Origin of the sequence: Pseudomonas parafulva (genome assembly GCF_000800255.1) — a bacterium.
Classification (GTDB): Bacteria; Pseudomonadota; Gammaproteobacteria; order Pseudomonadales; family Pseudomonadaceae; genus Aquipseudomonas; species Aquipseudomonas boreofloridensis.
Genome location: NZ_CP009747.1, coordinates 1,173,800 through 1,200,013 on the forward strand (window position 1 = coordinate 1,173,800; position 26,214 = coordinate 1,200,013).

Annotated in this window: 21 protein-coding genes, 2 tRNA genes, 3 rRNA genes and 1 pseudogene; 14 read left to right on the forward strand and 13 right to left on the reverse strand. The window is 58.2% G+C overall.

Annotation, left to right across the window (positions count from 1 at the left end; all coding sequences use genetic code 11):
* Nucleotides 1-53: 53 nt before the first annotated feature.
* From NJ69_RS05160 to NJ69_RS05190, 7 genes are all read right to left on the reverse strand, one after another.
* Nucleotides 54-419 (reverse strand): Na+/H+ antiporter subunit G, encoded by a 366-nt coding sequence (locus NJ69_RS05160; protein WP_029612721.1) that lies wholly within the window; start codon nt 417-419, stop codon nt 54-56.
* On the reverse strand, nt 416-694 hold the full coding sequence (locus NJ69_RS05165; RefSeq protein WP_029612720.1) for a K+/H+ antiporter subunit F: 279 nt from the start codon (nt 692-694) through the stop codon (nt 416-418). Before NJ69_RS05165 ends, NJ69_RS05160 begins: the two co-directional genes overlap by 4 nt.
* On the reverse strand, nt 691-1,179 hold the full coding sequence (locus NJ69_RS05170; protein ID WP_029612718.1) for a Na+/H+ antiporter subunit E: 489 nt from the start codon (nt 1,177-1,179) through the stop codon (nt 691-693). Before NJ69_RS05170 ends, NJ69_RS05165 begins: the two co-directional genes overlap by 4 nt.
* Complete coding sequence (locus NJ69_RS05175; RefSeq protein ID WP_039576768.1) at nt 1,176-2,852, reverse strand: monovalent cation/H+ antiporter subunit D; 1,677 nt, start codon at nt 2,850-2,852, stop codon at nt 1,176-1,178. The genes NJ69_RS05170 and NJ69_RS05175 overlap by 4 nt, the downstream gene beginning before the upstream one ends.
* A complete protein-coding gene (locus NJ69_RS05180; protein ID WP_029612715.1) occupies nt 2,849-3,193 on the reverse strand; it encodes a Na+/H+ antiporter subunit C in 345 nt (114 codons plus the stop codon). Before NJ69_RS05180 ends, NJ69_RS05175 begins: the two co-directional genes overlap by 4 nt.
* Entirely contained in the window at nt 3,193-6,105 is a 2,913-nt protein-coding gene (locus NJ69_RS05185; RefSeq protein WP_039576772.1) for a monovalent cation/H+ antiporter subunit A, read from the reverse strand. The genes NJ69_RS05180 and NJ69_RS05185 overlap by 1 nt, the downstream gene beginning before the upstream one ends.
* Before the next feature lie 151 nt (nt 6,106-6,256).
* On the reverse strand, nt 6,257-7,210 hold the full coding sequence (locus tag NJ69_RS05190; protein ID WP_039576775.1) for a DMT family transporter: 954 nt from the start codon (nt 7,208-7,210) through the stop codon (nt 6,257-6,259).
* 83 nt (nt 7,211-7,293) lie between these two features.
* Between NJ69_RS05190 and NJ69_RS05195 the strand changes: the two genes are divergently transcribed.
* Nucleotides 7,294-7,857, forward strand: a complete 564-nt coding sequence (locus NJ69_RS05195) for a helix-turn-helix domain-containing protein (RefSeq protein WP_029612711.1) — start codon at nt 7,294-7,296, stop codon at nt 7,855-7,857.
* A 10-nt stretch (nt 7,858-7,867) separates the two neighbouring features.
* Here the strand turns inward: NJ69_RS05195 and NJ69_RS05200 are convergent, their stop codons facing one another.
* Nucleotides 7,868-8,419 (reverse strand): cysteine hydrolase family protein, encoded by a 552-nt coding sequence (locus tag NJ69_RS05200; RefSeq protein ID WP_039576777.1) that lies wholly within the window; start codon nt 8,417-8,419, stop codon nt 7,868-7,870.
* A gap of 84 nt (nt 8,420-8,503) precedes the next feature.
* Here NJ69_RS05200 and NJ69_RS05205 point away from each other — a divergent pair, with 84 nt between their 5' ends.
* Together NJ69_RS05205 and NJ69_RS05210 are read left to right on the forward strand one after the other, a co-directional pair.
* Nucleotides 8,504-9,487 (forward strand): GlxA family transcriptional regulator, encoded by a 984-nt coding sequence (locus tag NJ69_RS05205; RefSeq protein ID WP_039583106.1) that lies wholly within the window; start codon nt 8,504-8,506, stop codon nt 9,485-9,487.
* 119 nt (nt 9,488-9,606) lie between these two features.
* Nucleotides 9,607-11,415 (forward strand): aminopeptidase P family protein, encoded by a 1,809-nt coding sequence (locus NJ69_RS05210; protein WP_039576780.1) that lies wholly within the window; start codon nt 9,607-9,609, stop codon nt 11,413-11,415.
* Nucleotides 11,416-11,451: 36 nt separating this feature from the next.
* Here the strand turns inward: NJ69_RS05210 and NJ69_RS05215 are convergent, their stop codons facing one another.
* Nucleotides 11,452-11,733 (reverse strand): hypothetical protein, encoded by a 282-nt coding sequence (locus NJ69_RS05215; protein ID WP_029612706.1) that lies wholly within the window; start codon nt 11,731-11,733, stop codon nt 11,452-11,454.
* Between the two features lie 183 nt (nt 11,734-11,916).
* A complete protein-coding gene (gene rhtA, locus NJ69_RS05220; protein ID WP_039576783.1) occupies nt 11,917-12,804 on the reverse strand; it encodes a threonine/homoserine exporter RhtA in 888 nt (295 codons plus the stop codon).
* A gap of 669 nt (nt 12,805-13,473) precedes the next feature.
* Here rhtA and NJ69_RS05225 point away from each other — a divergent pair.
* The 5 genes from NJ69_RS05225 (at nt 13,474) to rrf (ending at nt 18,685) form a co-directional block, all read left to right on the forward strand.
* Nucleotides 13,474-15,010: ribosomal RNA gene (locus tag NJ69_RS05225) — 16S ribosomal RNA — on the forward strand.
* An 86-nt stretch (nt 15,011-15,096) separates the two neighbouring features.
* Nucleotides 15,097-15,173 (forward strand) — tRNA-Ile (locus NJ69_RS05230).
* Between the two features lie 37 nt (nt 15,174-15,210).
* Nucleotides 15,211-15,286, forward strand: a tRNA-Ala gene (locus NJ69_RS05235).
* Between the two features lie 254 nt (nt 15,287-15,540).
* A 23S ribosomal RNA gene (locus NJ69_RS05240) occupies nt 15,541-18,432 on the forward strand.
* Nucleotides 18,433-18,569: 137 nt separating this feature from the next.
* Nucleotides 18,570-18,685: ribosomal RNA gene (gene rrf / locus NJ69_RS05245) — 5S ribosomal RNA — on the forward strand.
* Together the 16S, 23S and 5S rRNA genes with 2 tRNA genes alongside form the textbook arrangement of a ribosomal RNA operon.
* Before the next feature lie 111 nt (nt 18,686-18,796).
* Here rrf and NJ69_RS05250 read toward each other — a convergent pair.
* Nucleotides 18,797-19,660: a universal stress protein gene (locus tag NJ69_RS05250; RefSeq protein ID WP_039576786.1), complete on the reverse strand. Its 864-nt coding sequence runs from the start codon at nt 19,658-19,660 to the stop codon at nt 18,797-18,799.
* A 152-nt stretch (nt 19,661-19,812) separates the two neighbouring features.
* Between NJ69_RS05250 and NJ69_RS05255 the strand changes: the two genes are divergently transcribed.
* Complete coding sequence (locus NJ69_RS05255) at nt 19,813-20,430, forward strand: tRNA-(ms[2]io[6]A)-hydroxylase (protein ID WP_039583108.1); 618 nt, start codon at nt 19,813-19,815, stop codon at nt 20,428-20,430.
* Between the two features lie 21 nt (nt 20,431-20,451).
* Here the strand turns inward: NJ69_RS05255 and NJ69_RS05260 are convergent, their stop codons facing one another.
* Nucleotides 20,452-20,772 carry a DUF883 family protein gene (locus NJ69_RS05260; protein ID WP_029613111.1) on the reverse strand — a complete coding sequence of 107 codons (321 nt, stop codon included), beginning with the start codon at nt 20,770-20,772 and terminating at the stop codon, nt 20,452-20,454.
* 128 nt (nt 20,773-20,900) lie between these two features.
* On the opposite strand from NJ69_RS05260, the gene NJ69_RS05265 reads away from it, so the two are divergent.
* On the forward strand, nt 20,901-21,164 hold the full coding sequence (locus NJ69_RS05265; protein WP_039576789.1) for a hypothetical protein: 264 nt from the start codon (nt 20,901-20,903) through the stop codon (nt 21,162-21,164).
* Nucleotides 21,165-21,167: 3 nt separating this feature from the next.
* On the opposite strand, the gene NJ69_RS05270 is transcribed toward NJ69_RS05265, so the two are convergent.
* Nucleotides 21,168-21,656, reverse strand: a complete 489-nt coding sequence (locus tag NJ69_RS05270) for an LEA type 2 family protein (RefSeq protein WP_039576791.1) — start codon at nt 21,654-21,656, stop codon at nt 21,168-21,170.
* Nucleotides 21,657-21,780: 124 nt separating this feature from the next.
* Between NJ69_RS05270 and NJ69_RS05275 the strand changes: the two are divergent.
* The 4 genes and pseudogenes from NJ69_RS05275 to NJ69_RS05290 form a co-directional block, all read left to right on the forward strand.
* A pseudogene (locus tag NJ69_RS05275) lies at nt 21,781-22,291 on the forward strand (RNA polymerase sigma factor); the annotation flags it as partial.
* Entirely contained in the window at nt 22,292-23,176 is an 885-nt protein-coding gene (locus NJ69_RS05280; protein ID WP_116887955.1) for a FecR family protein, read from the forward strand.
* Between the two features lie 132 nt (nt 23,177-23,308).
* The gene (locus tag NJ69_RS05285) at nt 23,309-25,723 is read left to right on the forward strand and encodes a TonB-dependent siderophore receptor (RefSeq protein ID WP_039583109.1); all 2,415 of its coding nucleotides are present in this window, start codon (nt 23,309-23,311) and stop codon (nt 25,721-25,723) included.
* A gap of 161 nt (nt 25,724-25,884) precedes the next feature.
* Nucleotides 25,885-26,205, forward strand: coding sequence for a hypothetical protein (locus NJ69_RS05290; protein WP_039576800.1), 321 nt, complete (start codon nt 25,885-25,887; stop codon nt 26,203-26,205).
* Nucleotides 26,206-26,214 lie beyond the last annotated feature (9 nt).

A 26,214-nucleotide genomic window follows, 5' to 3' on the forward strand; every position in this document is an offset into this window, starting at 1 on the left:
GCAAACGTTCAAGCAAAGTAGTCAGCTCATCAATGAGCATTGGGTATGCGTGCTCAGTGGCTGCGATTGCTGCCGCTGCTGACCTCTTCAGGCACCGCATCGCCCGCCATGCGCTTGCGGAACAATGCTGCCCGCGCCAGCAACAATGTCGTCACCGGTACAGTGATTGACAGTACGATGGGGATTAACCAGGCGTGCAGTACGGGCCCGTGCTTGAGCTCGGAGAAGTACAGGATCGATGCCAGGCTCACGCACCAGGCACCAAGAGTCGACGCCAGTGCCGGTGGGTGCATACGTTGGAAGTAGTCTTTGAGTCGCACCAGCCCGATTGCCCCGAGCAAGGCGAACAGACTGCCCGTCAGTAGCAGTGCGGCGGTGACCAACTCCAGCCAGAATGGCAACTCAACGGTCTGGATCATTCGATCACCTCCCCGCGCAGCAGAAACTTGGCCAGGGCGAATGACCCGACGAAGCCAAACAGTGCGATCAGCATGGCGCCTTCGAAGTAGGTGTCACTGCCATATCGGATGCCCAACACCAACATCATCAGCATCGCCAGGATGTACAGGTAGTCCAGCGCCAGCACTCGGTCTTGTGCCGAGGGGCCGCGAAACACCCTGATCAATGCCAGCGCCATGGCGATGACGAAGATGAACAGGCTGGCGAGGATGGCATTGGCAAGTAGGCCAGTCATTCGAAGATCTCCATCAGCGGACGTTCGTAAGTGTGTTTGAAATGCGCGATGAAGGTCTCTTCGTCGTCAAGGTCAAACACATGTAGCAACAGCACGCTGCGGTCCAGGGCCAACTCCGACCAGACTGTTCCAGGAACCACCGTGGTTATCATCGACAAGGCGGCCAACCCGTGAGCATCGCGAAGTGCCAAAGGGATATGCACGAACGACGAGCGAGGAGGATGGTTGCGCGCCCGTAGCACGCCCCAGGCCACCTGCAGGTTCGATAAAATCACGTCCAGGCCGACGCGAGCGATTAGGCGGATGACCGTCCAGGGGCGGCGCACGTGTGCATGCTGGGGGCGCAGCGGCGCCATTAGCAGGGGCGCAAGAATACCTAGCGCTGCAGCAAGCAGCAGATTGCCGGGACTGATCGAAACGTTCAGGGCCAGCCACAGTACGAACAGCGAAAGGGACAGCAGCGGGGCGGGGAATAGTCGCTTCATGGCTGTACCTGCGAGAGCGTGGTCGGGCCGGGCAGGGTGCGCGTCGACAAGACTGCCTGGATGTAGGTATCCGGGGCCTGCAGGCCAGCGGCGGTATCCTGCGTATACCGCAGTAGGGGCTCGGCCTGGACGCTGATTAGGATGCACAAGCCCAGCAATAGCACGATCGGCATACATTCGTAGCGACGCAGCAGAGGAGAGGCCGGCTCTTCGGGTTTCCAGAACCGTTGGATACCGACTCGGCCGAAGGCGATCAACGACGCCATCCCGGAGAGCAAGAGTAATGCCACCAGGCACCAGCCCGCCGCCGACAATGGCTGTTCTGGCGCAGCGCCAAGGCCCAGTGGGTTGAACAGCGCACTGATCAGATTGAGCTTTCCGATGAAGCCAGACAGTGGCGGCATACCAATGATCAGCAGCGCACAGGCGATAAAGCTCAGACCGAGGAAGGCCATGGTCCACGGGATGATCTGTCCGATGACGGCTTTCTGCTCATCGTCCAAGTTGATGCCCTTGGGCGGATGCAGAGACTCGAGCAGGGGGGGGATGGCATCTTCCTCGTCATCCAGGGGCGCCTCGTTGGCCGAGCGCGAACGCTCAATCAGTTCGGCGAGCAGGAACAAGGCGCACAGTGCAAGAGTGGAACTGACCAGATAGAACAACGCTGCGCCAGTGAGAACCGGCTGGCCGAAGCCGACCGCTGCCAACAGAGTGCCGGCCGAGACCAGAATGCTGAGTGCCGCCAAGCGCTCCAGACGCTGCGCAGCCAGAATGGAGACCACTGCCACAGCCAGGGTTACCAATCCTCCATAGACCAGCCATTGCCCACCAAAGTGTGCCGAGGCGCCGGCCTGTTCGGAGAACAGCAGTGTCCACAAGCGCAGTAAGGCATACAGTCCAACCTTGGTCATGATAGCGAACAGCGCCGCCACCGGTGCGCTGGCCGAGGCATAGGCCGGCACCAGCCAGAAATTCAACGGCCAGACCCCGGCCTTGACCAAGAAGGCCATGGCCAAGATCGCAGCACCGGCGTGTAGCAGGCCGCGATCGGCCTCGGCCACCAGAGGAACTTTCAATGCCAGATCGGCCATGTTCAGCGTGCCGGTCACGCCGTAGAGCATGGCGGCCCCGACCAGGAACAGAGAAGAAGCGAACAAATTTATGGCGACGTAATGCAGGCCGGCCTTGACTCGAGCCCTGCCCGAGCCATGCAGCAACAGGCCGTAGGACGCCGCCAGCAGGACTTCGAAAAATACGAACAGGTTAAACAGATCGGCCGTGAGGAAGGCGCCGTACAGCCCCATCAGTTGGATCTGGAACAGAGCGTGGAAGCTGGCCCCGGCACCATCCCAACGGGCACGCGCGAACAGCAGTGCACTGACGCCGATGACTCCGGTGAGCGTCAGCATCAGCGCCGATAAATGATCGACTACCAGTACGATCCCAAACGGCGCTGGCCAGTTGCCCGGCAGGTACACGCCGATGGATTCGGCCTGCCCCTGATTTCGTACCCACAGCAGCAGCGTGATGGCGACCCCCAGGCCGATCAAGCTGGACAGCAGGTTGAGCCGGCCCTTGAACTGGCGGTGTTTCTCACCGATCAGCAGCATGATCGCGGCAGTTACCAACGGCAGTAGGATGGGGGCTACGATCAATTGATTCATCCCACTCATTCCCCACGCTCCCGGCCGTCGACGTGGTCGGTACCTGTAAGACCCCGCGAGGCCAGGAGCACCACCAGAAACAAGGCCGTCATGGCGAAACTGATGACGATGGCGGTGAGTACCAGGGCCTGTGGTAGCGGATCGGTATAGTTCAGCAGATCCTGTGGCACGCCATCCTTGATGATCGGTTCCTTACCGATGAACAGGCTGCCCATGCTGAAGATGAACAGGTTCACGCCATAGGACAGCAAGCACAGCCCCATGATCACCTGATAGGTGCGTGGACGCAGTACCAGCCACACACCGGAGGCAGTCAGTACGCCGATTGCGACTGCGATGACTTCTTCCATCAGGCGGCTCCTGCTTGGCTGGATTTCTGGTTGCCCGGGCGGTAGGCGCGTACCGACTGGTGCGCCAGAGCAGTGAGGATCAGGAGGGTCGAGCCGACCACCACTGTGTACACGCCGACGTCGAAGAACAGGGCGCTGGCCACGTGGATATCTCCAAGCAAAGGCAGGTGCAGGTGCGCGGTATGGGTGGTGAGGAATGGATAACCGAGGAACATGGCGCCGATACCGGTGAGAGTGGCGCACAGTAATCCGGTGCCCATCCAGCGCAGTGGACGCAGGCTCATCTGCGCTTCGACCCACTGGGTGCCGGCCACCATGTACTGAAGAATGAAGGCCACGGACATCACCAAACCAGCGACGAAGCCTCCTCCAGGTTGGTTGTGACCGCGCATGAACAGGTACATCGACACCAGGAGGGCGATGGGCAGCAGTAATCGCACCAGCACTGCCGGGACCATCATGAAGCCCAGCGCGGTATCGGCAACCTGTCGCGGGTTCACCAGGTCGGTGACCAGGTCCGGGGCCAGGTGGCGCTGCTGTGCTGGCAGTTGCATGCTTTCTTTTGGCGGGCGGAAGCGACGCAGCAGGGCGAAGACAGTCAGCGCGACGGCCACCAGTACGGTGATTTCGCCGAGGGTGTCGAAACCGCGGAAATCGACCAGCATCACATTGACGACATTGGTGCCTCCGCCTTCTGGCAAGGCGCGACTGAGGTAGAACGAAGAAATGTTATTGGGGGTGGCACGCGTCAGCATTGCATACGACAGCAGCGCCATGCCGCCACCGACCAGGACCGCCAGCAGCAGATCGCGCAGACGTCGTACCCGCGCTCGCTCGCGGCTGCCGGGCAGTGGCGTGACGCCTTCGATCCTGCGTGGTAACCAGCGCAGGCCTAGCAGAATCAGAACGGTGGTCACGACTTCGACCACCAATTGGGTGAGCGCCAGGTCGGGTGCCGAGAACCAGACGAAGGTGATACAGGTCATCAGCCCGCACACGCTGACCATGATCAGTGCGGCCAGCCTGTGGTACTTGGCCTGCCAGGCGGCGCCGATCGCGCAGGCGATCGCGATCAGCCACATCACTACGAATACGCCGGAACCCGGGATCTTCGGCCGGTCGCCCCAGCTGATGCCGCTATAGAGCATCGGTGATAGACCGGCAATGAACGCGGCTGTCACCAGCATGAACAGTTGTGTCTGCAGGCGGCGACTTGTCAACAGGGCCTCGGCGCGTCGGGCGATCAGCATCAGGCGTACCAGGCCATGTTCGAACAGGCGCTTGCCGTTGAAGCGTTCGATCAGCGGCGGGTAAGGGAAGCGGCCCCGGCGCAGTTGCTTACGCAGCAGCAGGTACAGCACCACACCGCCACACATGGCGATCAGGCTCATGATCATCGGTGCGTTCCAGCCATGCCAGATTGCCAAGCTGTACTCTGGCAGCGTTCCGCCCACCACCGGCAGCGCCGCAGCAGCCAGTAACGGGCCGACAGATTGGGCGGGAAAGATGCCGACTACCAGGCAGGTCAGCACCAACAGCTCGACCGGTGCACGCATCCAGCGTGGCGGCTCGTGCGGAGTATGTGGCAGGTCCTGCGCAGTGGGCCCGAAGAAAACGTCGACGGTGAAGCGCAACGCATAGGCCACACTGAAGGTTCCGGCTAGAGTCGCGATCACTGGCAAGGCTATTTCGACCCAGGCTGATGAGGTGATGAACACGGTTTCAGCGAAGAACATTTCCTTGGAAATGAAGCCGTTCATCAGCGGCACGCCTGCCATGGATGCGCTGGCGACCATGGCCAGAGTGGCGGTGTACGGCACCAGGCGGATCAGACCGCTGAGGCGTCGGATGTCTCGGGTGCCGCTTTCATGGTCGATGATGCCCGCGGCCATGAACAGCGATGCCTTGAAGGTGGCGTGGTTGAGTATATGGAAGACCGCTGCTACCGCTGCCAGCGGGCTGTTCAGTCCCAATAGCAAGGTGATCAGACCCAGGTGGCTGATGGTCGAATAGGCCAGCAAACCCTTGAGATCGTTCTGAAACATGGCGGCGAACGCACCGAGTAACAAAGTGCAGGCACCGGCACCGCCGACGATCCAGAACCATTCCTCGGTGCCTGCCAGTGTTGGCCAAAGCCGAGCCATCAGGAACACTCCTGCCTTGACCATGGTCGCGGAGTGCAGGTATGCCGAAACTGGCGTGGGCGCAGCCATTGCGTGCGGCAGCCAGAACTGGAAGGGGAATTGCGCACTCTTGCTCAAGGCGCCCAGGAGGATCAACGGTAGCAGCACCGGATAGAGCGCATGCTGGCGCACGGCATCGCCGGCAGCCAGTACCTTGTCCAGGTCGTAGCTGCCGACCACATGTCCGAGCAATAGCGCCCCGACCAGCAGGCAGAGCCCGCCTGCGCCGGTGACCATCAACGCCATGTAGGCGCCACGGCGGGCGTCGGCGCGGTGGTGCCAGTAGCCAATCAGCAGGAAGGAGAACAGGCTGGTGAGCTCCCAGAAGAACACCAGTTGAATAAGGTTGCCGGAAATCACCAAGCCGAGCATGGCGCCCATGAAGGCCAGGAAGAAGGCAAAGAAGCGTGGCACTGGATCCTGGGGCGACATGTAGTAGCGCGCATACAGAGACACCAGGGTACCGATGCCCAGCACCAGCAGCGAAAACAGCCAGGCAAAGCCGTCCATGCGCAGCACCAGGTTCAAGCCTAGGCTCGGCAACCACAGAAATTCTTCGCGAATCACGCCGCCATGCGCGACCTGCGGATACAGCAGCGCCACCTGGACAGTGCCGACCAGGGCTACGAGTCCGGCAAGGATGGACTCGGCATTACGCGCATTGTGCGGCAGGACGGCTGCCAGGCAACTGCCGATGAACGGCAGAAGCAATAGCACTATCAATGACATAGCGTTCTAATCTGCGAAGGTTGGTCAAGGATCATACGTGCGCAGGTGGTGGATCACCAACACGCAAGCTGTGGCAGAATCCTACAAAAGCGTGGTGACAAGCAGTTTTTTTATAACAGTTTTTTTCAGAGCATAGTCATTGGGCGAGAGTTCAACGCCCGCTCTCGCCTGCATTGTTCGGTGAGAGCGCCGAGGTATCGTCCGGCACGGTGCTCCTGCGCCGGACCTTCAGTTCGCTGATAACGACCGCTGTCACGATCAATGCGCCACCCAACAGCGCCAAGCCCGGTAGGCGTTCTCCGGCAAGACGACCGACAATCCCTGCCCAGACCGGCTCGCCGGCGTAGATCAAGGTAGCCCGGGTGGGCGATACCGACTTCTGCGCCCAATTCATCGCGACTTGGATGACTGCACTCATGGCGCCCAGGCCAATGGCGCTGATAAGCAGTAGCCAGGAAAAATCAGGCAAGCGCTCCTGAGTTGGAATAGTCATCAGAAATGACAGCACAGAAGCGGTCGCCAGTTGCACCACGGTCACTCGGCGCACGTCCACCTTACCGGCATAGCGGCTGATCAGGATGATTTCACCGGCGATCGCCACCGCGCTGATCAGCGTCACCAGTTCACCTTCGCTCATGTGCAAAGTGCCGCCCTCAGGGCCTGCCAACAACATCAGGCCAACGAAGGCCAAGACGATTCCGAGGCTGGGCATCAAGCCAGGCCGCCGCCCTAGTACCAGCCACTGCAGCAAGGGCACGAAAGGCACGTACAGCGCGGTGATGAAGGCTGACTGACTGCTGCTGATGCTTTGCAGGCCCATGGTTTGAAGTCCGTAACCGAGCATGATCGAGGCGCCAATCACTACCCCGGCTTTCAATTCGGTGAATGTCAGTCCTGGCAATGCGCGCATCGAGACCAGCCCGACGAACAGCGCCGCTGCGGCAAACCGCAGTCCGACGAAGTACATCGGCCCACTGACGCTCATGACGTTGTGGACGATCAGGAAGGTTCCGCCCCACAGCATGGTAATGAACACCAGCACCATCTCAGCTTTGCTCAGGCGGAAATAGATGTAAGGCCGTGGACGGCAGTTGGGCTGGCTCATGATCTTGCGCACTCGTGGAGGGCGGCGCACAATCGCCGCAAAGTGCGCAGTATACTGCGCAGCCCCTTCTGGTGAGCAATATAGTGCACAGAGATTCTTCCCACCGCGCTTCGGTGTTGCAATACGTCAGCCAGAACATCCGCCGCTTGCGCACTGAGCAACGCTATAGCCAGACTCTTTTGGCAGAGCGCTCGGGCGTCAGCCGACGGATGCTAGTGGCCATCGAAGCTGGCGAAAAGAATGTGAGCTTGACCACCCTTGACCTGATCGCCGAAGCCTTGGGCGTAGCGTTCAGTACGCTTATCCAGGCACCCGAACAGCGTGATTCGGCACGCATCAACCAACTGGCCTGGGCTGGGCAGCACCCCGAGAGTCGTGCTGTATTGCTGGGTAGCAGTTCGGCACGGCGTGAAGTGGAATTGTGGGAGTGGACCCTGGGGCCAGGCGAGTACTATGCCAGTGAGGCCGATGCTGAAGGCTGGAGTGAGCAGATCTATGTCTGCTCAGGTTGCCTGACCGTGGTGATCGAGGGGGGCGAAGTGCGCCTGCAAGCAGGCGACTTCTACATCTTCCAAAGCAATTGCCGTTATGCCTACCGTAACGACGGCGACCAACCCACTCGCTTCGTGCGCAACGTAGTGATTTGAGCGCAGTGCTTCACGCCTCGGCGAGCAGTGAGGCGGTGTCTTGTACGCGAGCGAACGCAAATGCCAGGGCGGCCATGGCTGCACCATGCACTTGCTCAGCCGGTATGCTGTGCTCGGCGAAGGTAAGTCCCAGTGTTGCGCAGGCGTCGTGTGCCACTGTCACTTGGTATCCATGGTCTGCTGCGGCGCGGGTGGCCGAGTCGATGCACATATGGCTCATGGCTCCGACAATGGTTATCGCCTCTACGGCCTGCTCATCCAGCACTTTCTTGAGCTCAGTGTCACGAAAGGCGTTGACCTGATGCTTGAGCACTACCACCTCATCGGCGGTGGGTAGCACCTTTACATGAATTTGCGCGCCGTGCGAACCAGGCGCGAAGAACGGCGCGTCAGCCGACTCGAACTCGTGGCGAACATGCACCACCAGGTCGCCGCGTTCGCGAGCTTTGGCCAGCAGGCGCGCGGCATTGTCGGCCGCCGCTTCGATGCCGTCCAAGGTCCATTTGCCGCCGGGGAAGTAATCGTACTGGATATCGATGAGAATAAGGGCCTCTTTAGCCATGTCGCGAGTCTCCGGTGAAGTGTGCTGAGAGTGCGATGAGGTTAGCCCGAGATGGAGCCGGCCGGGATTGGCGCGACCGACAGATTGAAGGCAAAAACTGACATGGGGTCTGAAGTGGAAGTAGGCGTGTTGATCTACCCGGATGTGCAGATCGCGGCGGTACACGGCTTGACGGATCTGTTCGCAGTCGCCAACAGGGTGGCTGGAGAGATGGGCAATATTCAGTTGTCGAGGATCCGCGTCACTCACTGGCAGCTCGATAGCGTCGGCAGATTGGCCCCTGTGTATGACAGTCACCCGGGAGCGGTCCATGCGCTCAACGTGTTGGTGATCCCGCCCAGTCTTGGTGGCGCGCCTCCCTCGGAGCTGCTTGAGCGTCATTGTCCGCACCTGTGTGACTGGCACGGACGTGGTGCGGTGCTGGCCTCAGTATGCATTGGTGTGTTCTTCCTCGCCGCCAGCGGGGTGCTGGATCGGCGTCCGGCGAGCACTCACCAAAACTACGTGCACGCTTTGCTCGAGCGCTACCCCGAGGTCCGCGCTGACGCCAATGTGCCCCTACTGGACGACGGCGACGTCGTGACCTCGGCGGGCTTGATGGCTTGGACCGGGCTGGGACTGCGATTGCTCGAGCGTTTTCTTGGCGCCACGCTCGCCTTTGAGACTGCCCGCTACCTTTCGCTGGAGCCGCTGCCAAGCGCAGTCGCGGGAGCACTGTTCGTCCCTCGCCTGGACCATGGTGATGAGGCTGTGCTCAAAGTGCAGCATTGGTTGCAGGGCGGTGCGGTGCAACACGCAAGTGTGAGCAGTATGGCGGCATGCGCCGGTTTGGAGGAGCGCACCTTCCTTCGCCGGTTCCGTGCTGCAACTGGATTGCGTCCTACTCATTATTGTCAGCAGATCCGGGTGGGGCGTGCTTGTCGCTTGTTGGAGTTTACCAGGCGTAACGTGGACCAGATCGCCTGGGAGGTGGGATACCAGGATCCTGGCGCGTTTCGCAAGGTGTTCCAGGCCGCCACAGGTTTTACACCCAGTGACTATCGACGACGTTTCGCCCCGACCGTTTGATCGAGCCGCGCTGGCATAACTGACGGCAGCACCGGCATCTGGCTCCGATTGCAGGACATGGCCTGCTGTTCCATTATCCAGCGTCTGAAACCGTCGACGATATTGCCGCAGGAGAGTGCATGAGCCGTTCCCCAACCCCCCAGGATTCCGTTGCTTCGCGTCTGGCACGTGTTCGTCAGGTGCTGGCCAGAGAAGGCGTCGATGCCTTGTTGGTGCCTTCTGCCGATCCTCATTTGTCGGAATACCTGCCTGAGCATTGGCAAGGCCGTCAGTGGCTTTCTGGATTTCAGGGGTCGGTGGGAACGCTGGTGGTCACGGCGGAGTTCGCCGGTCTATGGGTCGATAGCCGCTATTGGGAACAAGCCGCAGTGGAGCTGTCAGGCAGTGGCATCGAACTGATGAAGCTGCAGGGAGGTGGGCCCGGCGCACTCGATTGGCTGGGTGCGCATACCGTCAGTGGCGGGGTGGTTGCAGTCGATGGCGCGGTGATGTCCCTGACCTCCGCCCGTCAACTGGAAGAGCGTCTGAAAGTACGTCACGCGAAATTGCTCACCCATCTGGACGTGTTTGAAGAGGTGTGGAGTGCGCGTCCGGCGTTACCTGGCAATCGTGTCTATGAACACTTGGCGCCCTATGCCACGCGTGCGCGCGCTGACAAGCTCGCAGCGTTGCGCTGCACAATGGCCGAGAAGGATGCTGATTGGCATTTCATTGCCACCTTGGATGATATCGCCTGGCTGTTCAATCTGCGGGGTAGCGATGTTTCCTACAACCCGGTGTTTGTGGCGTTTGCCTTGATCGGTGGTGACCGAGCGACGCTTTTCGTTGCGCAGGAAAAAATCGATGCCAGCCTGCGTCAGACACTCGCTGCCGATGGTGTCGAGGTGCAGGATTACAGTGAAATCCATCGAGCACTGGCCGCGATCGAAACTGATCACCGTCTTTTGTTTGATCCGGCACGTGTGACCTGTGGTCTTCTGGCGTCTGTCGATGAACGCGTTACGTGGATCGAGAGCCTCAACCCGACGACGTTGAGTAAGTCGCGCAAAAGCGAGGCCGAACTGATGCATATCCGTAAGGTAATGGAACAGGATGGTGCAGCCTTGTGCGAGTTCTTCGCCTGGTTCGAAATGACTCTGGGACAGGAGGTCATCACCGAACTGTCGGTGGATGAGCACTTGAGTGCAGCGCGGGCGCGACGGCCTGACTTCGTCTCGTTGAGCTTCTCGACCATTGCTGCGTTCAATGCCAATGGCGCAATGCCGCACTATCGCGCGACTGCCCAGTCCCATGCGGTGATCGAGGGTGATGGCTTGCTGCTCATCGACTCGGGCGGACAGTACTTTGGGGGGACTACCGACATCACCCGCATGGTGCCGATCGGTACGCCCAGCGAGGCGCAGAAGACGGACTGTACGCGCGTGCTCAAAGGCATGATCGCACTATCACGCGCGAAGTTTCCGCGAGGGATTCTCTCGCCGATGCTCGACGCCATCGCCAGGGCACCGCTGTGGGTGGATCAAGTCGATTACGGGCATGGCACAGGGCATGGGGTAGGCTACTTCATGAATGTGCACGAGGGGCCGCAGGTGATTGCCTATCAAGCCTCCGCCAGTCCGCAGACAGCGATGCAGGAGGGCATGATCAGTTCCATCGAGCCGGGTACCTACAGGCCTGGTGAGTGGGGCGTACGGATCGAAAACCTGGTGGTCAATCGCGAAGCAGGGCGAAGTGTCTTCGGCGAGTTTCTGGCGTTCGAAACGTTGACCCTGTGCCCGATCGATACACGTTGCCTGATACCAGAGTTACTGGACGCTTCAGAACGGCATTGGCTCAATCAGTATCACCAGGCAGTGCGCCAGCGTCTTGCGCCTCTACTTGAGGGTGATGCCCTTGCGTGGCTGGAGCGCCGGACCCAGCCTCTATGAGAGAGTTGAAAGAAGGGCAGCGAACGCTGCCCTTCTTTACTTGCAGATCACGATCATGCTGCGACTGGTATAGCCGGCCGGATTGATTCCGAACACATAATCGCCAGGCTCCTCCTCACTGTCGCTGGAGCGAGCGATGACTTTGTACCCTTTGCTGCTGCAAGAGGCTTGAGCGTTGGCGTAGCACTTGTCCCAAGAGGAAGAGAGGCCCGAGCAATTGATGTGGATGCCTTTCTTTCCTCGTTTCACCTCGGTCTTGGCGGTAGCGGCGCACCCAGCAATGGCCACGATGGCCAGGATGAGAAAAATACGTTTCATTCCTGTCCTTATCAGGGCGTTTACAGGTGTAGGCCCTTTCAGTGGTGACTGCGTTCTTCCTGAAACTCCCTGCTTCCGTGCCCAGCTTAGTAGATCGTCTGAAAATGATGATTCTTCGACAGCTTAAACAGCCTGACAGACCGGTACAAGGCTGAAGAAGGCCCAATGAAAGTATTTCTCAGATCAATCGACTGCAACAGGTGGAGGGTTCTCCTTGCGCATGGAAAGGGTTGCGCCCACAGAGGCCGTGATGATCGCCAGAATTGCGAGCCATTGAGTCAAGCTCAGCACTTCACCGAGAAATAGCAATCCGGACAGCGCTCCGAAGACTGGCTCAATGCTCATCAAGGTGCCGAAGGTGCGAGCTGGCATGCGGGTGAGTGCGACCATCTCCAGGCTGTAGGGTAGGGCGGTAGAAAGCACCGCCACGCCCAGGGCTATCGGAATTAGCCCAGGTGTCAGCAAGGCGCTGCCTGCGTGTGCAATCCCAATGGGGGCGATGAACAGGGCTGCGATCAACACGCCAAGGGCTGCGGTCTGGATGCCATTTTCAGCGCCTGCGCGTTGCCCATATAAAATGTACAGCGCCCAGCACACGCCCGCCCCCAATGCGTACGCAGCGCCTGTGAGGTCTAAGGCAGCGTCAGTTTGTCCGGTCGGCATCAGCAAGAGCAAGCCGGCGATCGCCAACGCGATCCAGAGAAAATCGAGTGCGCGGCGCGAGGCGAAGATCGCTACCGCCAACGGTCCCGTGAATTCCAAGGCCACAGCGATGCCTAGCGGTACGCTACGCAGAGACATATAGAAGAGGAAGTTCATGCCGCCCAAGGCCAACCCGTAAATGATGACGCTGCGCAGAGTGCTAGCGTTGAGCTTGGCGCGCCATGGCCGCAGTAGGGCTAGCATGATGATGCTGGCAAAGATCAGGCGCAATGCTGTAGTGCCTTGGGCACCTACGATTGGAAACATGCTTTTAGCTAAGGAGGCGCCTGACTGGATCGAGGCCATGGCGATTAGCAGCAGGCCAATGGGGAAAAGCGTGGTGGCCAAGCTGCGGGAGGTATTGTTCATTGGGTAGGGCAGTCCATAAAGGAGGCGATTCAGTTGCGCACTATATTGCGCAATTGGTCGCTGGGTATGCAACTGGGTCATGGTTGGCTTATCGATGAGGCTTGATTTATAGGGCGCAGGGGGCGGCACTGGATGGCCTTGACTACCATTGCACCAATCAACTATTTGAATTTATTTGAAATTAAGCCTTGACCGCTGTTCAGATCCCCTTATAATACGCCCCACTTCCGCAGCAAACGGAACGCGAAACTCCTTGATAATCAACGAGTTAAGCGAGTTCGGTGTGGTGTGAAGGGCTTCGATCCTCGGGTTGAAAGCGGTGAAAAAAGCAGTTGACAGTATCGTTTGGTGCTGTATGATTCGCCTCCCGCTACGAGCGATCGCAGCGAGTCAAGTGTTTGAAGCTAAACGAGTTTCTCGGAAAGAACTTCAAAATAAACGCTTGACACGAAGTAAGGCTGCTGTAGAATGCGCGGCCTCGGTTGAGACGAAACGCTCTTAGCCAAACGCTCTTTAACAAATCGAATCAAGCAATTCGTGTGGGTGCTTGTGAGTATGGACTGATCGTCGCCTAGATTATCAGCATCACAAGTGGCCATGCGAGAAATCACATAGTCATTTGAGATTGCTGAGCCAAGTTTAGGGTTTCTTAAAAACCCAAGCAGTATTGAACTGAAGAGTTTGATCATGGCTCAGATTGAACGCTGGCGGCAGGCCTAACACATGCAAGTCGAGCGGATGAGAGGAGCTTGCTTCTTGATTCAGCGGCGGACGGGTGAGTAATGCCTAGGAATCTGCCTGGTAGTGGGGGACAACGTTTCGAAAGGAACGCTAATACCGCATACGTCCTACGGGAGAAAGCAGGGGACCTTCGGGCCTTGCGCTATCAGATGAGCCTAGGTCGGATTAGCTAGTTGGTGAGGTAATGGCTCACCAAGGCGACGATCCGTAACTGGTCTGAGAGGATGATCAGTCACACTGGAACTGAGACACGGTCCAGACTCCTACGGGAGGCAGCAGTGGGGAATATTGGACAATGGGCGAAAGCCTGATCCAGCCATGCCGCGTGTGTGAAGAAGGTCTTCGGATTGTAAAGCACTTTAAGTTGGGAGGAAGGGTTGTAGATTAATACTCTGCAATTTTGACGTTACCGACAGAATAAGCACCGGCTAACTCTGTGCCAGCAGCCGCGGTAATACAGAGGGTGCAAGCGTTAATCGGAATTACTGGGCGTAAAGCGCGCGTAGGTGGTTTGTTAAGTTGGATGTGAAAGCCCCGGGCTCAACCTGGGAACTGCATCCAAAACTGGCAAGCTAGAGTACGGTAGAGGGTGGTGGAATTTCCTGTGTAGCGGTGAAATGCGTAGATATAGGAAGGAACACCAGTGGCGAAGGCGACCACCTGGACTGATACTGACACTGAGGTGCGAAAGCGTGGGGAGCAAACAGGATTAGATACCCTGGTAGTCCACGCCGTAAACGATGTCAACTAGCCGTTGGAATCCTTGAGATTTTAGTGGCGCAGCTAACGCATTAAGTTGACCGCCTGGGGAGTACGGCCGCAAGGTTAAAACTCAAATGAATTGACGGGGGCCCGCACAAGCGGTGGAGCATGTGGTTTAATTCGAAGCAACGCGAAGAACCTTACCAGGCCTTGACATGCAGAGAACTTTCCAGAGATGGATTGGTGCCTTCGGGAACTCTGACACAGGTGCTGCATGGCTGTCGTCAGCTCGTGTCGTGAGATGTTGGGTTAAGTCCCGTAACGAGCGCAACCCTTGTCCTTAGTTACCAGCACGTCATGGTGGGCACTCTAAGGAGACTGCCGGTGACAAACCGGAGGAAGGTGGGGATGACGTCAAGTCATCATGGCCCTTACGGCCTGGGCTACACACGTGCTACAATGGTCGGTACAGAGGGTTGCCAAGCCGCGAGGTGGAGCTAATCTCACAAAACCGATCGTAGTCCGGATCGCAGTCTGCAACTCGACTGCGTGAAGTCGGAATCGCTAGTAATCGCGAATCAGAATGTCGCGGTGAATACGTTCCCGGGCCTTGTACACACCGCCCGTCACACCATGGGAGTGGGTTGCACCAGAAGTAGCTAGTCTAACCTTCGGGGGGACGGTTACCACGGTGTGATTCATGACTGGGGTGAAGTCGTAACAAGGTAGCCGTAGGGGAACCTGCGGCTGGATCACCTCCTTAATCGAAGACATCAGCCTGCTGATGAGCTCCCACACGAATTGCTTGATTCATTGTGAAAAGACGATGCTGTAACGCGACCCTGTTATAGGTCTGTAGCTCAGTTGGTTAGAGCGCACCCCTGATAAGGGTGAGGTCGGCAGTTCAAATCTGCCCAGACCTACCAATTACTTGGTGCGGCCTACGAGATGTAGCAGATACACGGGGCCATAGCTCAGCTGGGAGAGCGCCTGCCTTGCACGCAGGAGGTCAGCGGTTCGATCCCGCTTGGCTCCACCACCTTTGTACAGCACTGTTAGAACTCAGAAATGAGCATTCGCGCGTCGTGTTGACGCCGCGTTGGAATGTTGATTTCTGGCTTTTGTCAGATCGTTCTTTAAAAATTCGGATATGTGATAGATACAGACTGATGACCAGTTTCACTGCTGGGCATCAGGCTGAGGTAAAATTTGTGAGTTCTGCTCGAAAGAGCGACGTGCGAATTTTCGGCGAATGTCGTCTTCACAGTATAACCAGATTGCTTGGGGTTATATGGTCAAGTGAAGAAGCGCATACGGTGGATGCCTTGGCAGTCAGAGGCGATGAAAGACGTGGTAGCCTGCGATAAGCTTTGGGGAGTCGGCAAACAGACTGTGATCCAGAGATCTCTGAATGGGGGAACCCACCTAGGATAACCTAGGTATCTTGTACTGAATCCATAGGTGCAAGAGGCGAACCAGGGGAACTGAAACATCTAAGTACCCTGAGGAATAGAAATCAACCGAGATTCCCTTAGTAGTGGCGAGCGAACGGGGACCAGCCCTTAAGTTGATTTGAGATTAGTGGAACGCTCTGGAAAGTGCGGCCATAGTGGGTGATAGCCCCGTACACGAAAGTCTCTTTTCAATGAAATCGAGTAGGACGGAGCACGAGAAACTTTGTCTGAACATGGGGGGACCATCCTCCAAGGCTAAATACTACTGACTGACCGATAGTGAACCAGTACCGTGAGGGAAAGGCGAAAAGAACCCCGGAGAGGGGAGTGAAATAGAACCTGAAACCGTATGCGTACAAGCAGTGGGAGCCTACTTTGTTAGGTGACTGCGTACCTTTTGTATAATGGGTCAGCGACTTATATTCAGTGGCGAGCTTAACCGAATAGGGGAGGCGTAGCGAAAGCGAGTCTTAATAGGGCGCTTAGTCGCTGGGTATAGACCCGAAACCGGGCGATCTATCCATGGGCAGGTTGAAGGTTAGGTAACACTGACTGGAGGACCGAACCGACTACCGTTGAAAAGTTAGCGGATGACCTGTGGATCGGAGTGAAAGGCTAATCAAGCTCGGAGATAGCTGGTTCTCCTCGAAAGCTATTTAGGTAGCGCCTCATGTATCACTGCTGGGGGTAGAGCACTGTTTCGGCTAGGGGGTCATCCCGACTTACCAAACCGATGCAAACTCCGAATACCAGCAAGTGCCGAGCATGGGAGACACACGGCGGGTGCTAACGTCCGTCGTGAAAAGGGAAACAACCCAGACCGTCAGCTAAGGTCCCAAAGTCATGGTTAAGTGGGAAACGATGTGGGAAGGCTTAGACAGCTAGGAGGTTGGCTTAGAAGCAGCCATCCTTTAAAGAAAGCGTAATAGCTCACTAGTCGAGTCGGCCTGCGCGGAAGATGTAACGGGGCTCAAACCATGCACCGAAGCTACGGGTATCACCTTTGGTGATGCGGTAGAGGAGCGTTCTGTAAGCCTGTGAAGGTGAGTTGAGAAGCTTGCTGGAGGTATCAGAAGTGCGAATGCTGACATGAGTAACGACAATGCGAGTGAAAAACTCGCACGCCGAAAGACCAAGGTTTCCTGCGCAACGTTAATCGACGCAGGGTTAGTCGGTCCCTAAGGCGAGGCTGAAAAGCGTAGTCGATGGAAAACAGGTTAATATTCCTGTACTTGCAGTTATTGCGATGGAGGGACGGAGAAGGCTAGGCCAGCCTGGCGTTGGTTGTCCAGGTTTAAGGTGGTAGGCTGAAATCTTAGGCAAATCCGGGATTTCAAGGCCGAGAGCTGATGACGAGTTGCCTTTAGGCGACGAAGTGGTTGATGCCATGCTTCCAAGAAAAGCTCCTAAGCTTCAGATAACTGGGAACCGTACCCCAAACCGACACAGGTGGTTAGGTAGAGAATACCAAGGCGCTTGAGAGAACTCGGGTGAAGGAACTAGGCAAAATGGCACCGTAACTTCGGGAGAAGGTGCGCCGGCGAGGGTGAAGGACTTGCTCCGTAAGCCCATGCCGGTCGAAGATACCAGGCCGCTGCGACTGTTTATTAAAAACACAGCACTCTGCAAACACGAAAGTGGACGTATAGGGTGTGACGCCTGCCCGGTGCCGGAAGGTTAATTGATGGGGTTAGCGCAAGCGAAGCTCTTGATCGAAGCCCCGGTAAACGGCGGCCGTAACTATAACGGTCCTAAGGTAGCGAAATTCCTTGTCGGGTAAGTTCCGACCTGCACGAATGGCGTAACGATGGCGGCGCTGTCTCCACCCGAGACTCAGTGAAATTGAAATCGCTGTGAAGATGCAGTGTATCCGCGGCTAGACGGAAAGACCCCGTGAACCTTTACTATAGCTTTGCACTGGACTTTGAGCTTGCTTGTGTAGGATAGGTGGGAGGCTTTGAAGTGGGGACGCCAGTTCTCATGGAGCCATCCTTGAAATACCACCCTGGCAACCTTGAGGTTCTAACTCAGGTCCGTGATCCGGATCGAGGACAGTGTATGGTGGGTAGTTTGACTGGGGCGGTCTCCTCCCAAAGAGTAACGGAGGAGTACGAAGGTGCGCTCAGACCGGTCGGAAATCGGTCGTAGAGTATAAAGGCAAAAGCGCGCTTGACTGCGAGACAGACACGTCGAGCAGGTACGAAAGTAGGTCTTAGTGATCCGGTGGTTCTGTATGGAAGGGCCATCGCTCAACGGATAAAAGGTACTCCGGGGATAACAGGCTGATACCGCCCAAGAGTTCATATCGACGGCGGTGTTTGGCACCTCGATGTCGGCTCATCACATCCTGGGGCTGAAGCCGGTCCCAAGGGTATGGCTGTTCGCCATTTAAAGTGGTACGCGAGCTGGGTTTAGAACGTCGTGAGACAGTTCGGTCCCTATCTGCCGTGGACGTTTGAGATTTGAGAGGGGCTGCTCCTAGTACGAGAGGACCGGAGTGGACGAACCTCTGGTGTTCCGGTTGTCACGCCAGTGGCATTGCCGGGTAGCTATGTTCGGAAGAGATAACCGCTGAAAGCATCTAAGCGGGAAACTTGCCTCAAGATGAGATCTCACTGGGATCTAGAATCCCCTGAAGGGCCGTCGAAGACTACGACGTTGATAGGTGGGGTGTGTAAGCGCTGTGAGGCGTTGAGCTAACCCATACTAATTGCCCGTGAGGCTTGACCATATAACACCCAAGCAATTTGAGCGTGAGCGCCGAATTGTGGTGGTGAAGACGAGAGAACCGAAAGTTCGCGACGAACCACAGAATCACATATCCGAATAGGCTGGGGTGTCCGTAAGGGCGCACTGGCAACCGAATTTCTTGACGACCATAGAGCATTGGAACCACCTGATCCCATCCCGAACTCAGCAGTGAAACGATGCATCGCCGATGGTAGTGTGGGGTTTCCCCATGTGAGAGTAGGTCATCGTCAAGATTCATTTCGCAAAACCCCTATCTGCGCGAGCAGGTAGGGGTTTTGTCTTTTTGGTGTTTTCAAAATCAGCGCTGCCCTCTTGGGAGGCAGCTTGTAACCCCAACAGAACTCTCACACCTTGACCGGTCGTGTGAGGGCGCTTACAGCCTGATCACTCTTGAGTACAAGCACATCGCCTTCAAGTGCGTCGAGCACCACCTCAGCAGTGTTGCCAATCAGGGCCCCGGAGATACCTGTGCGCCCAACTGTTCCGATAATGGTCACCACCGCATCGATTTTCTTTTCGGTGTAAGGAATCAGCACATCCGCTGGTCCTTCGGCGACATGCAGCCGCTGATCGCTGATGTCGAACTCCGCCTGGAAAGCTGAACACGCCTCACGGTAGCGCTTTTCGATAGTCTCGCTGAGCTGATACACCGGATCGGAGGCAGCCAACATGGGCGAAGGGTGAGCGCTGATCACGTGCAGTTCACCTTTGGCCAAACTGGCGATAGCGTAGCCATGGTCAATGATACTGGCATGCAGGCGGCGGTGATCTTCATCCTGATTGCCCACATCCACTGCCGCCAGGATGGCGCCGCCGGTCCAAGGCCGCTCGCTCTTGACCATCAGTACGGCACACGGACAGTTGCGCAACAGTTTCCAGTCGCTAGGCGTCAGCAGGGCTTTGCGCAGGGGGTTATCCGGGTGATGCTCTTTGATGACCAATTCGCAGCCTTCGGCCTGCTGCACAGCGATGATTGACTCATGCAGGCTGTCCTGCCAGGCCTGTTCGTGGCTGACACTATCGTAGCCATCGTCATGCAACTGACTGGCGAGCAAGCTCAGCAGTGCGTGATGGTCGCGCTTCTTGTCACACATCAGCAGATGCAGGCGTGCACCGGTAACCCCGGCAATCAGCTTGGCGCGAGTCAGCGCGCGACTGTGGGCGTGTTCAGGGTCGAGCACGACGAGGATGCTGCGAACGGCTTGCATGGCATGAAACTCCTTGGATCGCGAGGGCTCACACCTGACTATAGTTGGCCGATGCGGCGATGCCGTTTGACCTGTATCAAGCGCAAGCGCTGGCGATGGCTGTCACCGTCGGTATAATCCCGCGCTCCTGCGTTGCCAACCTCCGTGAATTTATGTCCCTGACTCCTGAAATCGATGCCTTCCTTGGCTGCCCCACACCCGACGCCTGGATCAAGGCTGCGTTGGCCGATGAGCACACCTTGCTGATCGACCACAAGAACTGCGAGTTCAAGGCCGCCAGTACCGCACTCAGTTTGATCGCCAAGTACAACACGCATTTGGAACTGATCAATATGATGTCGCGCCTGGCGCGTGAGGAACTGGTGCACCACGAACAAGTGTTGCGCTTGATGAAGCGTCGGGGTGTACCGTTGCGCCCCGTTTCAGCCGGGCGTTATGCCTCTGGACTGCGGCGAGTGGTGCGTGCCCATGAGCCGGTGAAGCTGGTCGATACCCTGGTGGTCGGCGCTTTCATCGAGGCCCGCAGTTGCGAGCGCTTCGCGGCCTTGGTCCCACACCTGGACGAAGAACTGGGTACGTTCTACCACGGCTTGCTCAAAAGCGAGGCGCGCCACTATCAAGGCTATTTGAAACTGGCGTATGAGTATGGAGAGGCGTCAGATATCGCGCAGGTCGTGCAGAAGGTTCGGGAGGTAGAGGCGGAACTGATAAGTTCCGCCGATGGGGAAATGCGCTTTCACAGCGGTATCCCAATGGCCCAGCCAGCCTGAGTGGGCCAGAAGTTTCCTTAATTACTGCCTACGGCCGAGTAGCAGGCCTACCACCAGACCGATGCCAGCGGAGATCGCCACAGTCTGCCAAGGATGAATGCCGATGAGCTCTTCGGTCGCCTCGACCACCGGCTGCGCTTTTTGCCCCAGACGGCTGGTGGCCTGACGCGCCTGACGTAGCTTCAGACCGAGCTGGGCGCGCAGTGTATCCGCTTCCTCGCCCACTAGAGACGCGCTGCTGTCTAGAAGCTTTTCCGACTCCTCGATAAGCGCCTGCAACTCGCTGAAGACCTGATCCTTGATCTGCTCGGTTTCGCTGGTCGCGTTGGATTTCCTGGCCATGGATGCCTCCTTGTAGGTGTGTTGGTGTAAACAGTGGAAAGCAGTGGTCGGCGAAAGTTGCACTGGCTTGGCGATGGTGCATCGCAAGCGTGTAAGATATCGCTCATTTTCAAGCGGCAGGAAAGACCATGAGTTTCAATCTGGCCAATAGAGACTTCGCCGAGCGTGCGCAGATCGAGTCGGAAAAGGCGCGCTTGTTCGAGCTGTGGCAGAACAACCTGGGCAAGGCCAAAGCCGAGGCGGCCAGGATGATTGCCGAAAAGTCGCGGCGCAAGGGCAAGTGGGCGGAGTGGGTGCGTGCGGAGCTGGACGGCATATCGCCCCCTGAATTCGCTAACATGATTCGCAGCGAAATCAACAAGATGATGGCCGCCGCCAGCGCCAATCGTTGATGGCTACCAGCCGAGAGTACCTGGCTGGGGCAGATCGAGTTTGCCCTTGTCTGTGAAACGGATCGTTCCCAACGGACCCCCGGCCAACTTGCCACGTAGTATGTAGGGCAGACCCTGTAGCGACTGTGCACGGCTCAGGCCGTAGGCTTGGCGTAGAAAGGAAAACGCGGTAATGCTCACCGGTACTACGATGACCGTCTCCTCATAACGCCCGATGTGGCCGCGTTGATCGCTGACACCAGCCGCCAAGGGTTGATCGTTCACCTCCAGATTCAAGGCAACGCCGTTGAAATCCACAGGCGTTTCGTTGGGGTTCTGAATGCGGATCTTGACTGCCATGCGTAACTCTAGATCTTGCCCCGCAAGAGGTTCGATACCGATGACGCTGATGTTCAGAGGATCTCGTGGTTGCAACAGCGCGCAGGCGTTGAGCAGCAGGGCCAGCATCAGCACCATGCACAGGCCTGGTCTTGAGCGAAAGCGGACAGTCATGAGCAGGCGCCTTGGCGTGTGGACGAGCGCGCAGTGTGGCAAATGCGGCGTGTCGTTGAAAGTGACAGTGGATATGAAAGATACTCTTTCGCATTAACACCAATCCTACTGGCATCATCTCTCCATGCTGACGTCTCCCGTGTCCAGCCTGCTGGCAAGCTTCCAGGAGCACTACGACGACTTGTTGTCGTTCCTCACGCGTCGTATGCAAGACCGACAGCGCGCCGCCGACGTTGCGCAGGAAACATACCTGCGCTTGGTGCGTATCGAAGCACAGGCCATCGCGGTCGCGCACCCACGCAGTTTCATCTTCCGCGTCGCCGGCAACCTGGCCATCGACGCGCTGCGGCACGAGCGACGCCGAGCGTCGAATCATGAACCGGAGGAGGGTAGGGGCGAAATCCCGTGTCCCTCACCTGCCCCGGAAGCTACGCTGTTAGCTCGCGAGCGCCTGCAAATCTTGGATGACGCCTTGCTGCAGTTACCGAGCAACGCCCGTCAGGCCCTGCTGCTGAACCGGGTCGAGGGCCTGACTCAGGCGCAGATCGCTCAGCGCTTGGGCGTTTCCCCGAGCATGGTGGCAAAATACATCGGCCAGGCCCTGCGCCACTGTCGTGACTGGCTCGAGCAAAACCATGACTGAGCGGCCTGCGATGACCCCGCGACCTCCCCACAACGACCTCTGCGACGATGCCCTCGACTGGCAGGTCGTGCTCCACTCCGGTAATGCCGGTGCCGATGACCATGAGCGTTACCAGCGCTGGTGTGCGTCCAGTCCGGCCCATGCGCGTGCCGCTCGTGAGGCCGAGGCGCTGTGGGGCGATCTCGGGCAGACCCAGGCTGCACGGACGTTGCACACAAAGCCGCTATCGCGTTCTCGGCGGCGCTGGCCACGCGCACTGGCCGCATCGATAATGATGGCCACCATCGCTTGCACCGGATGGCAGCAAGCACCGATGTGGTTTTCTGACTATCACACCGCAATGAACCAGCGTCAGACTTTCACTCTGGCCGACGGCACACGTGTCACTCTGAACGGCAATAGCGCATTGTCGGTGTCATTCAGCGATACACGGCGTGAGGTCGTGCTGCAGGCAGGTGAAGCATTGTTCGATACCGCCAGCGATCCGCGTCCGTTCGTGGTCGATGCCGGAGGCGAACCGGTCGAGGGCCGCCATGCCTTGTTCAGCGTGAGACGCCAGGCGTCCGGTGCTGAAGTGGTGTTGACCCGGGGCGAAGCGCAACTCGGTGAGCGACAGCTTTCACTCACCCCTGATGCCGAGGCCCGGACCGCCTGGCAGCGCGGCAAGCTGATCTTCAATGGCAAGCCGCTTGGCCAGGTACTCGCCGAACTGGAGCGATACCGTCATGGGCGTATCTTCATTTCCGATGCCCGCCTGGCAGGCCTCGAAGTGAGCGGGGTGTTCGATCTCGACCAGCCGGACGCTTTGCTTCGTACCCTGGAGCAGCGCTACGGTTTGACAGTGACCTACCTGCCGCTTCTGGCAGTGGTGCGTTGATCGAGAAGATAATCGAAATATTTTTCATTTCCTGCTGCAAGTTTCCGCTGGCCAGATCGTCGTAGGGGGACTGATCCGTACACCCCCCTCGACTCGCCTGGAAGCTCACTTGTGAAGGCCACGCTCAACTCCCTGAACCGCTGCGGCGGTGGTTTCAAACATGTCCTGGCATCCTGCAGCGCCGTGCTGTCGCTGGCAGGCCCGCTGCCGCTGCTGGCTGCCGAGTCCCTCGACAGTGCCCAGGTGCAGTCACGCCAAGTTCGGCTCGACCTGCCCGCGCAACCGCTGGATCGCTCACTGACCGCATTTGCCGACCAGGCGGGTTTGCATGTGCTCTACACCACGGCCGATGTCGCTGGTTTGGACGGACCACCTCTGCAGGGTAGCTACACCATCAACCAAGCGCTCCAGTTGCTGCTGGCCAGTACGGGTATCGACTGGCAGTTCAACGATGCCTGCACCGTCACACTGCGCAGGGCCGACGTAGCGCCGCAGAGCATCAACCTCAAGCCCATCGAGGTGAGTGTCGCCTCTCGCACCAGCACTGCGATCAGTGAAATCCCCGGTACTGTCTGGGTGGTGGATCAACAGCAACTGCGCGAGCAGATCGACAGCGGCGTGAGCCTCAAGGAGGCGATTGGCAAGCTCGTCCCTGGCCTGGACTTGGCGCCGGAAGGCCGCACCAATTACGGCCAGAACATGCGTGGGCGCAATGTGCTGGTGATGATCGACGGTGTCAGTCAGAACAGCTCACGTGGTCTTTCGCGTCAGTTCGACAGCATTTCGCCATTCAACGTCGAGCGCGTCGAGGTGCTTTCCGGCGCCAGCGCCCTCTATGGCGGCGGTGCCACCGGTGGAATCATCAATATCGTGACCAAGAAGGGAGAACCGGGGCCGGCGCGTTTCGAGACGCAGATCGGTGCCAGCAGCGGTTTCAACAACAGCGACGACCTGGCGACCCGCATCGCTCAGTCGATCAGTGGTGGTAACGAGCGGATCAGCGCCCGTCTGGGTATCTCCGGTGAGCAGAACCAGGCCTTCTATGATGGCGCGGGCAAGCAGATCTTCATCGACAACACGCAGACCGATCTGCAGTACAACCGCACCCTCGACCTGCTGGGCACACTCGGCCTGCAACTGAACGACGAACAGAGCCTGGAGTTTCTTGCCCAGTACTACGACTCCGGTAACACAGGCAGCACGGGCATTTTCTTCCCCAACCTCAAGCACAACGCGCCGTCGGATCTGGAAGACGCGCAATTGCGCGGTGGCTATTCCTCCGACTTGCAACCGCGTACCCGGCGCCTGCTGCTCAACGCCAACTATCACCATAGCGACGTGCTTGGCCAGGACTTCTACCTGCAGGCCTCGTATCGCAAGGAAAACGACAACTTCTACCCGTTCCCGTATTACAACGCCGGCTCGCCGCGTGGATCGCGCGGCGTGTACTTCGCAGCCTCGCAGCAGAATTTCGAGGTCAGCAGCCTCAAGGCGCTGTTCTCCAAGCAATGGGATCGCTTGAAGCTGACCTACGGCGTCGATATCGATCGCGAGCGCTTCAGCGCCGAGCAGACCACCTTCGATGCGCTGACTTCATCGAACAGCGGCGGTCTCGACCTGGACAAGGCCAGCAAGGCGGCGCGCTATCCCAGTTATCGGGTCGACGGTGTCTCGCTCTATGCCCAGGCCGATTGGCGCCTCACCGATAACCTCACGCTATCCGGCGGCGCTCGGCGTCAGCAGATGGACGTGGACGTGGGGGACTTCAAACGAGTGCCGGGCGGTAGCAACGACTATCAGGTCAATCTGTACAACCTGGGCGCGATCTACGATTTCAAGAACGGTCACCAGATCTGGACCAATTACGGCGAAGGGTTCGATCTGCCAGACCCGGCCAAGTACTACGGCAAGCCAGGGCTGTCCGTGGCCGACAACCCCCTGGCTGGCATCAAGAGTCGCCAGGTCGAGATGGGCTGGCGCTACAGCGATCTGCAATGGGATGCCCAGGCGGCGCTGTATTACATCTGGTCGGACAAGATCATCAACGTCGACCAGCAGACCTTGACCATCAATGTCGATGAGCAGAAAAGTCGCGACTTCGGCTTCGAAGGTGCCTTGACCCGGCACTTCGACAGCGGCTGGGAGGCTGGCGGCACCTTGCACCTGGTACGTTCGGAGGAGGAGGCGGCCAACGGCGGCTGGAACAAGCGTGATGCGCGTTACGCCTCGCTCTCCAAGTCTACGGCGTTCGTCGGCTGGAAGGGCGATGGGCGCAGCGCGCGTCTGCAGGCCAACAGGGCCTTCACGCTCAAGGACGATGCCGACCATCAGATCGACGGCTACACCACCTTCGATTTACTGGGCAGCCAGGAAACCGGCTTCGGGACCTTCAGTGCGGGTATCCAGAACCTGTTCGACAAGCAATACAGCACGGTATGGGGCCAACGGGCGACGCTGTTCTATTCGCCGACCTACGGCCCTGCCTACTTGTACGATTACCAAGGCAGGGGCCGTACTTACAGCCTGACCTGGAGTCTGGCGTACTGACCGGCTGCACGCGTCTGGTCAAGGCAGGGGGCTCGCGGTGCCCACCTGCCTAGCTGAAACATCGCGAATCAACTCAATACGGCTTCATGCTTTTTTGGCGAACCTGTCGAGACTTAGGCTATCCAACGCTTGGTCGCGAATTTTCGTACCGGAGGTGAAGCATGAAACCTACACTGCCGCTCTTGGCTACCAGCCTGCTCCTGTGTCTGCCGGTACAGGCTGCCCCTGTGCAACTCCCCCTGCTGGCCGCCAGTGACTCGAACAACCCCTACAACAGTCCGATCCAGCGCGCCAACCCCAACAGTCGCCAGGGCAGCGTGCCGGCTACGCCCCCGGTACAGGGGCCCTCGACGGCACCTGTTGAACGTGCCCCGACGCTGGAAAACCGCGGCATCGGCAATGGTGACAACCTGCGTCGTCAGCAGCAGACACCGAACCTGGAGCCCCGTCGGCCTCCACGCGACTCGCAACGCACGCCTTGAATCCCTCTG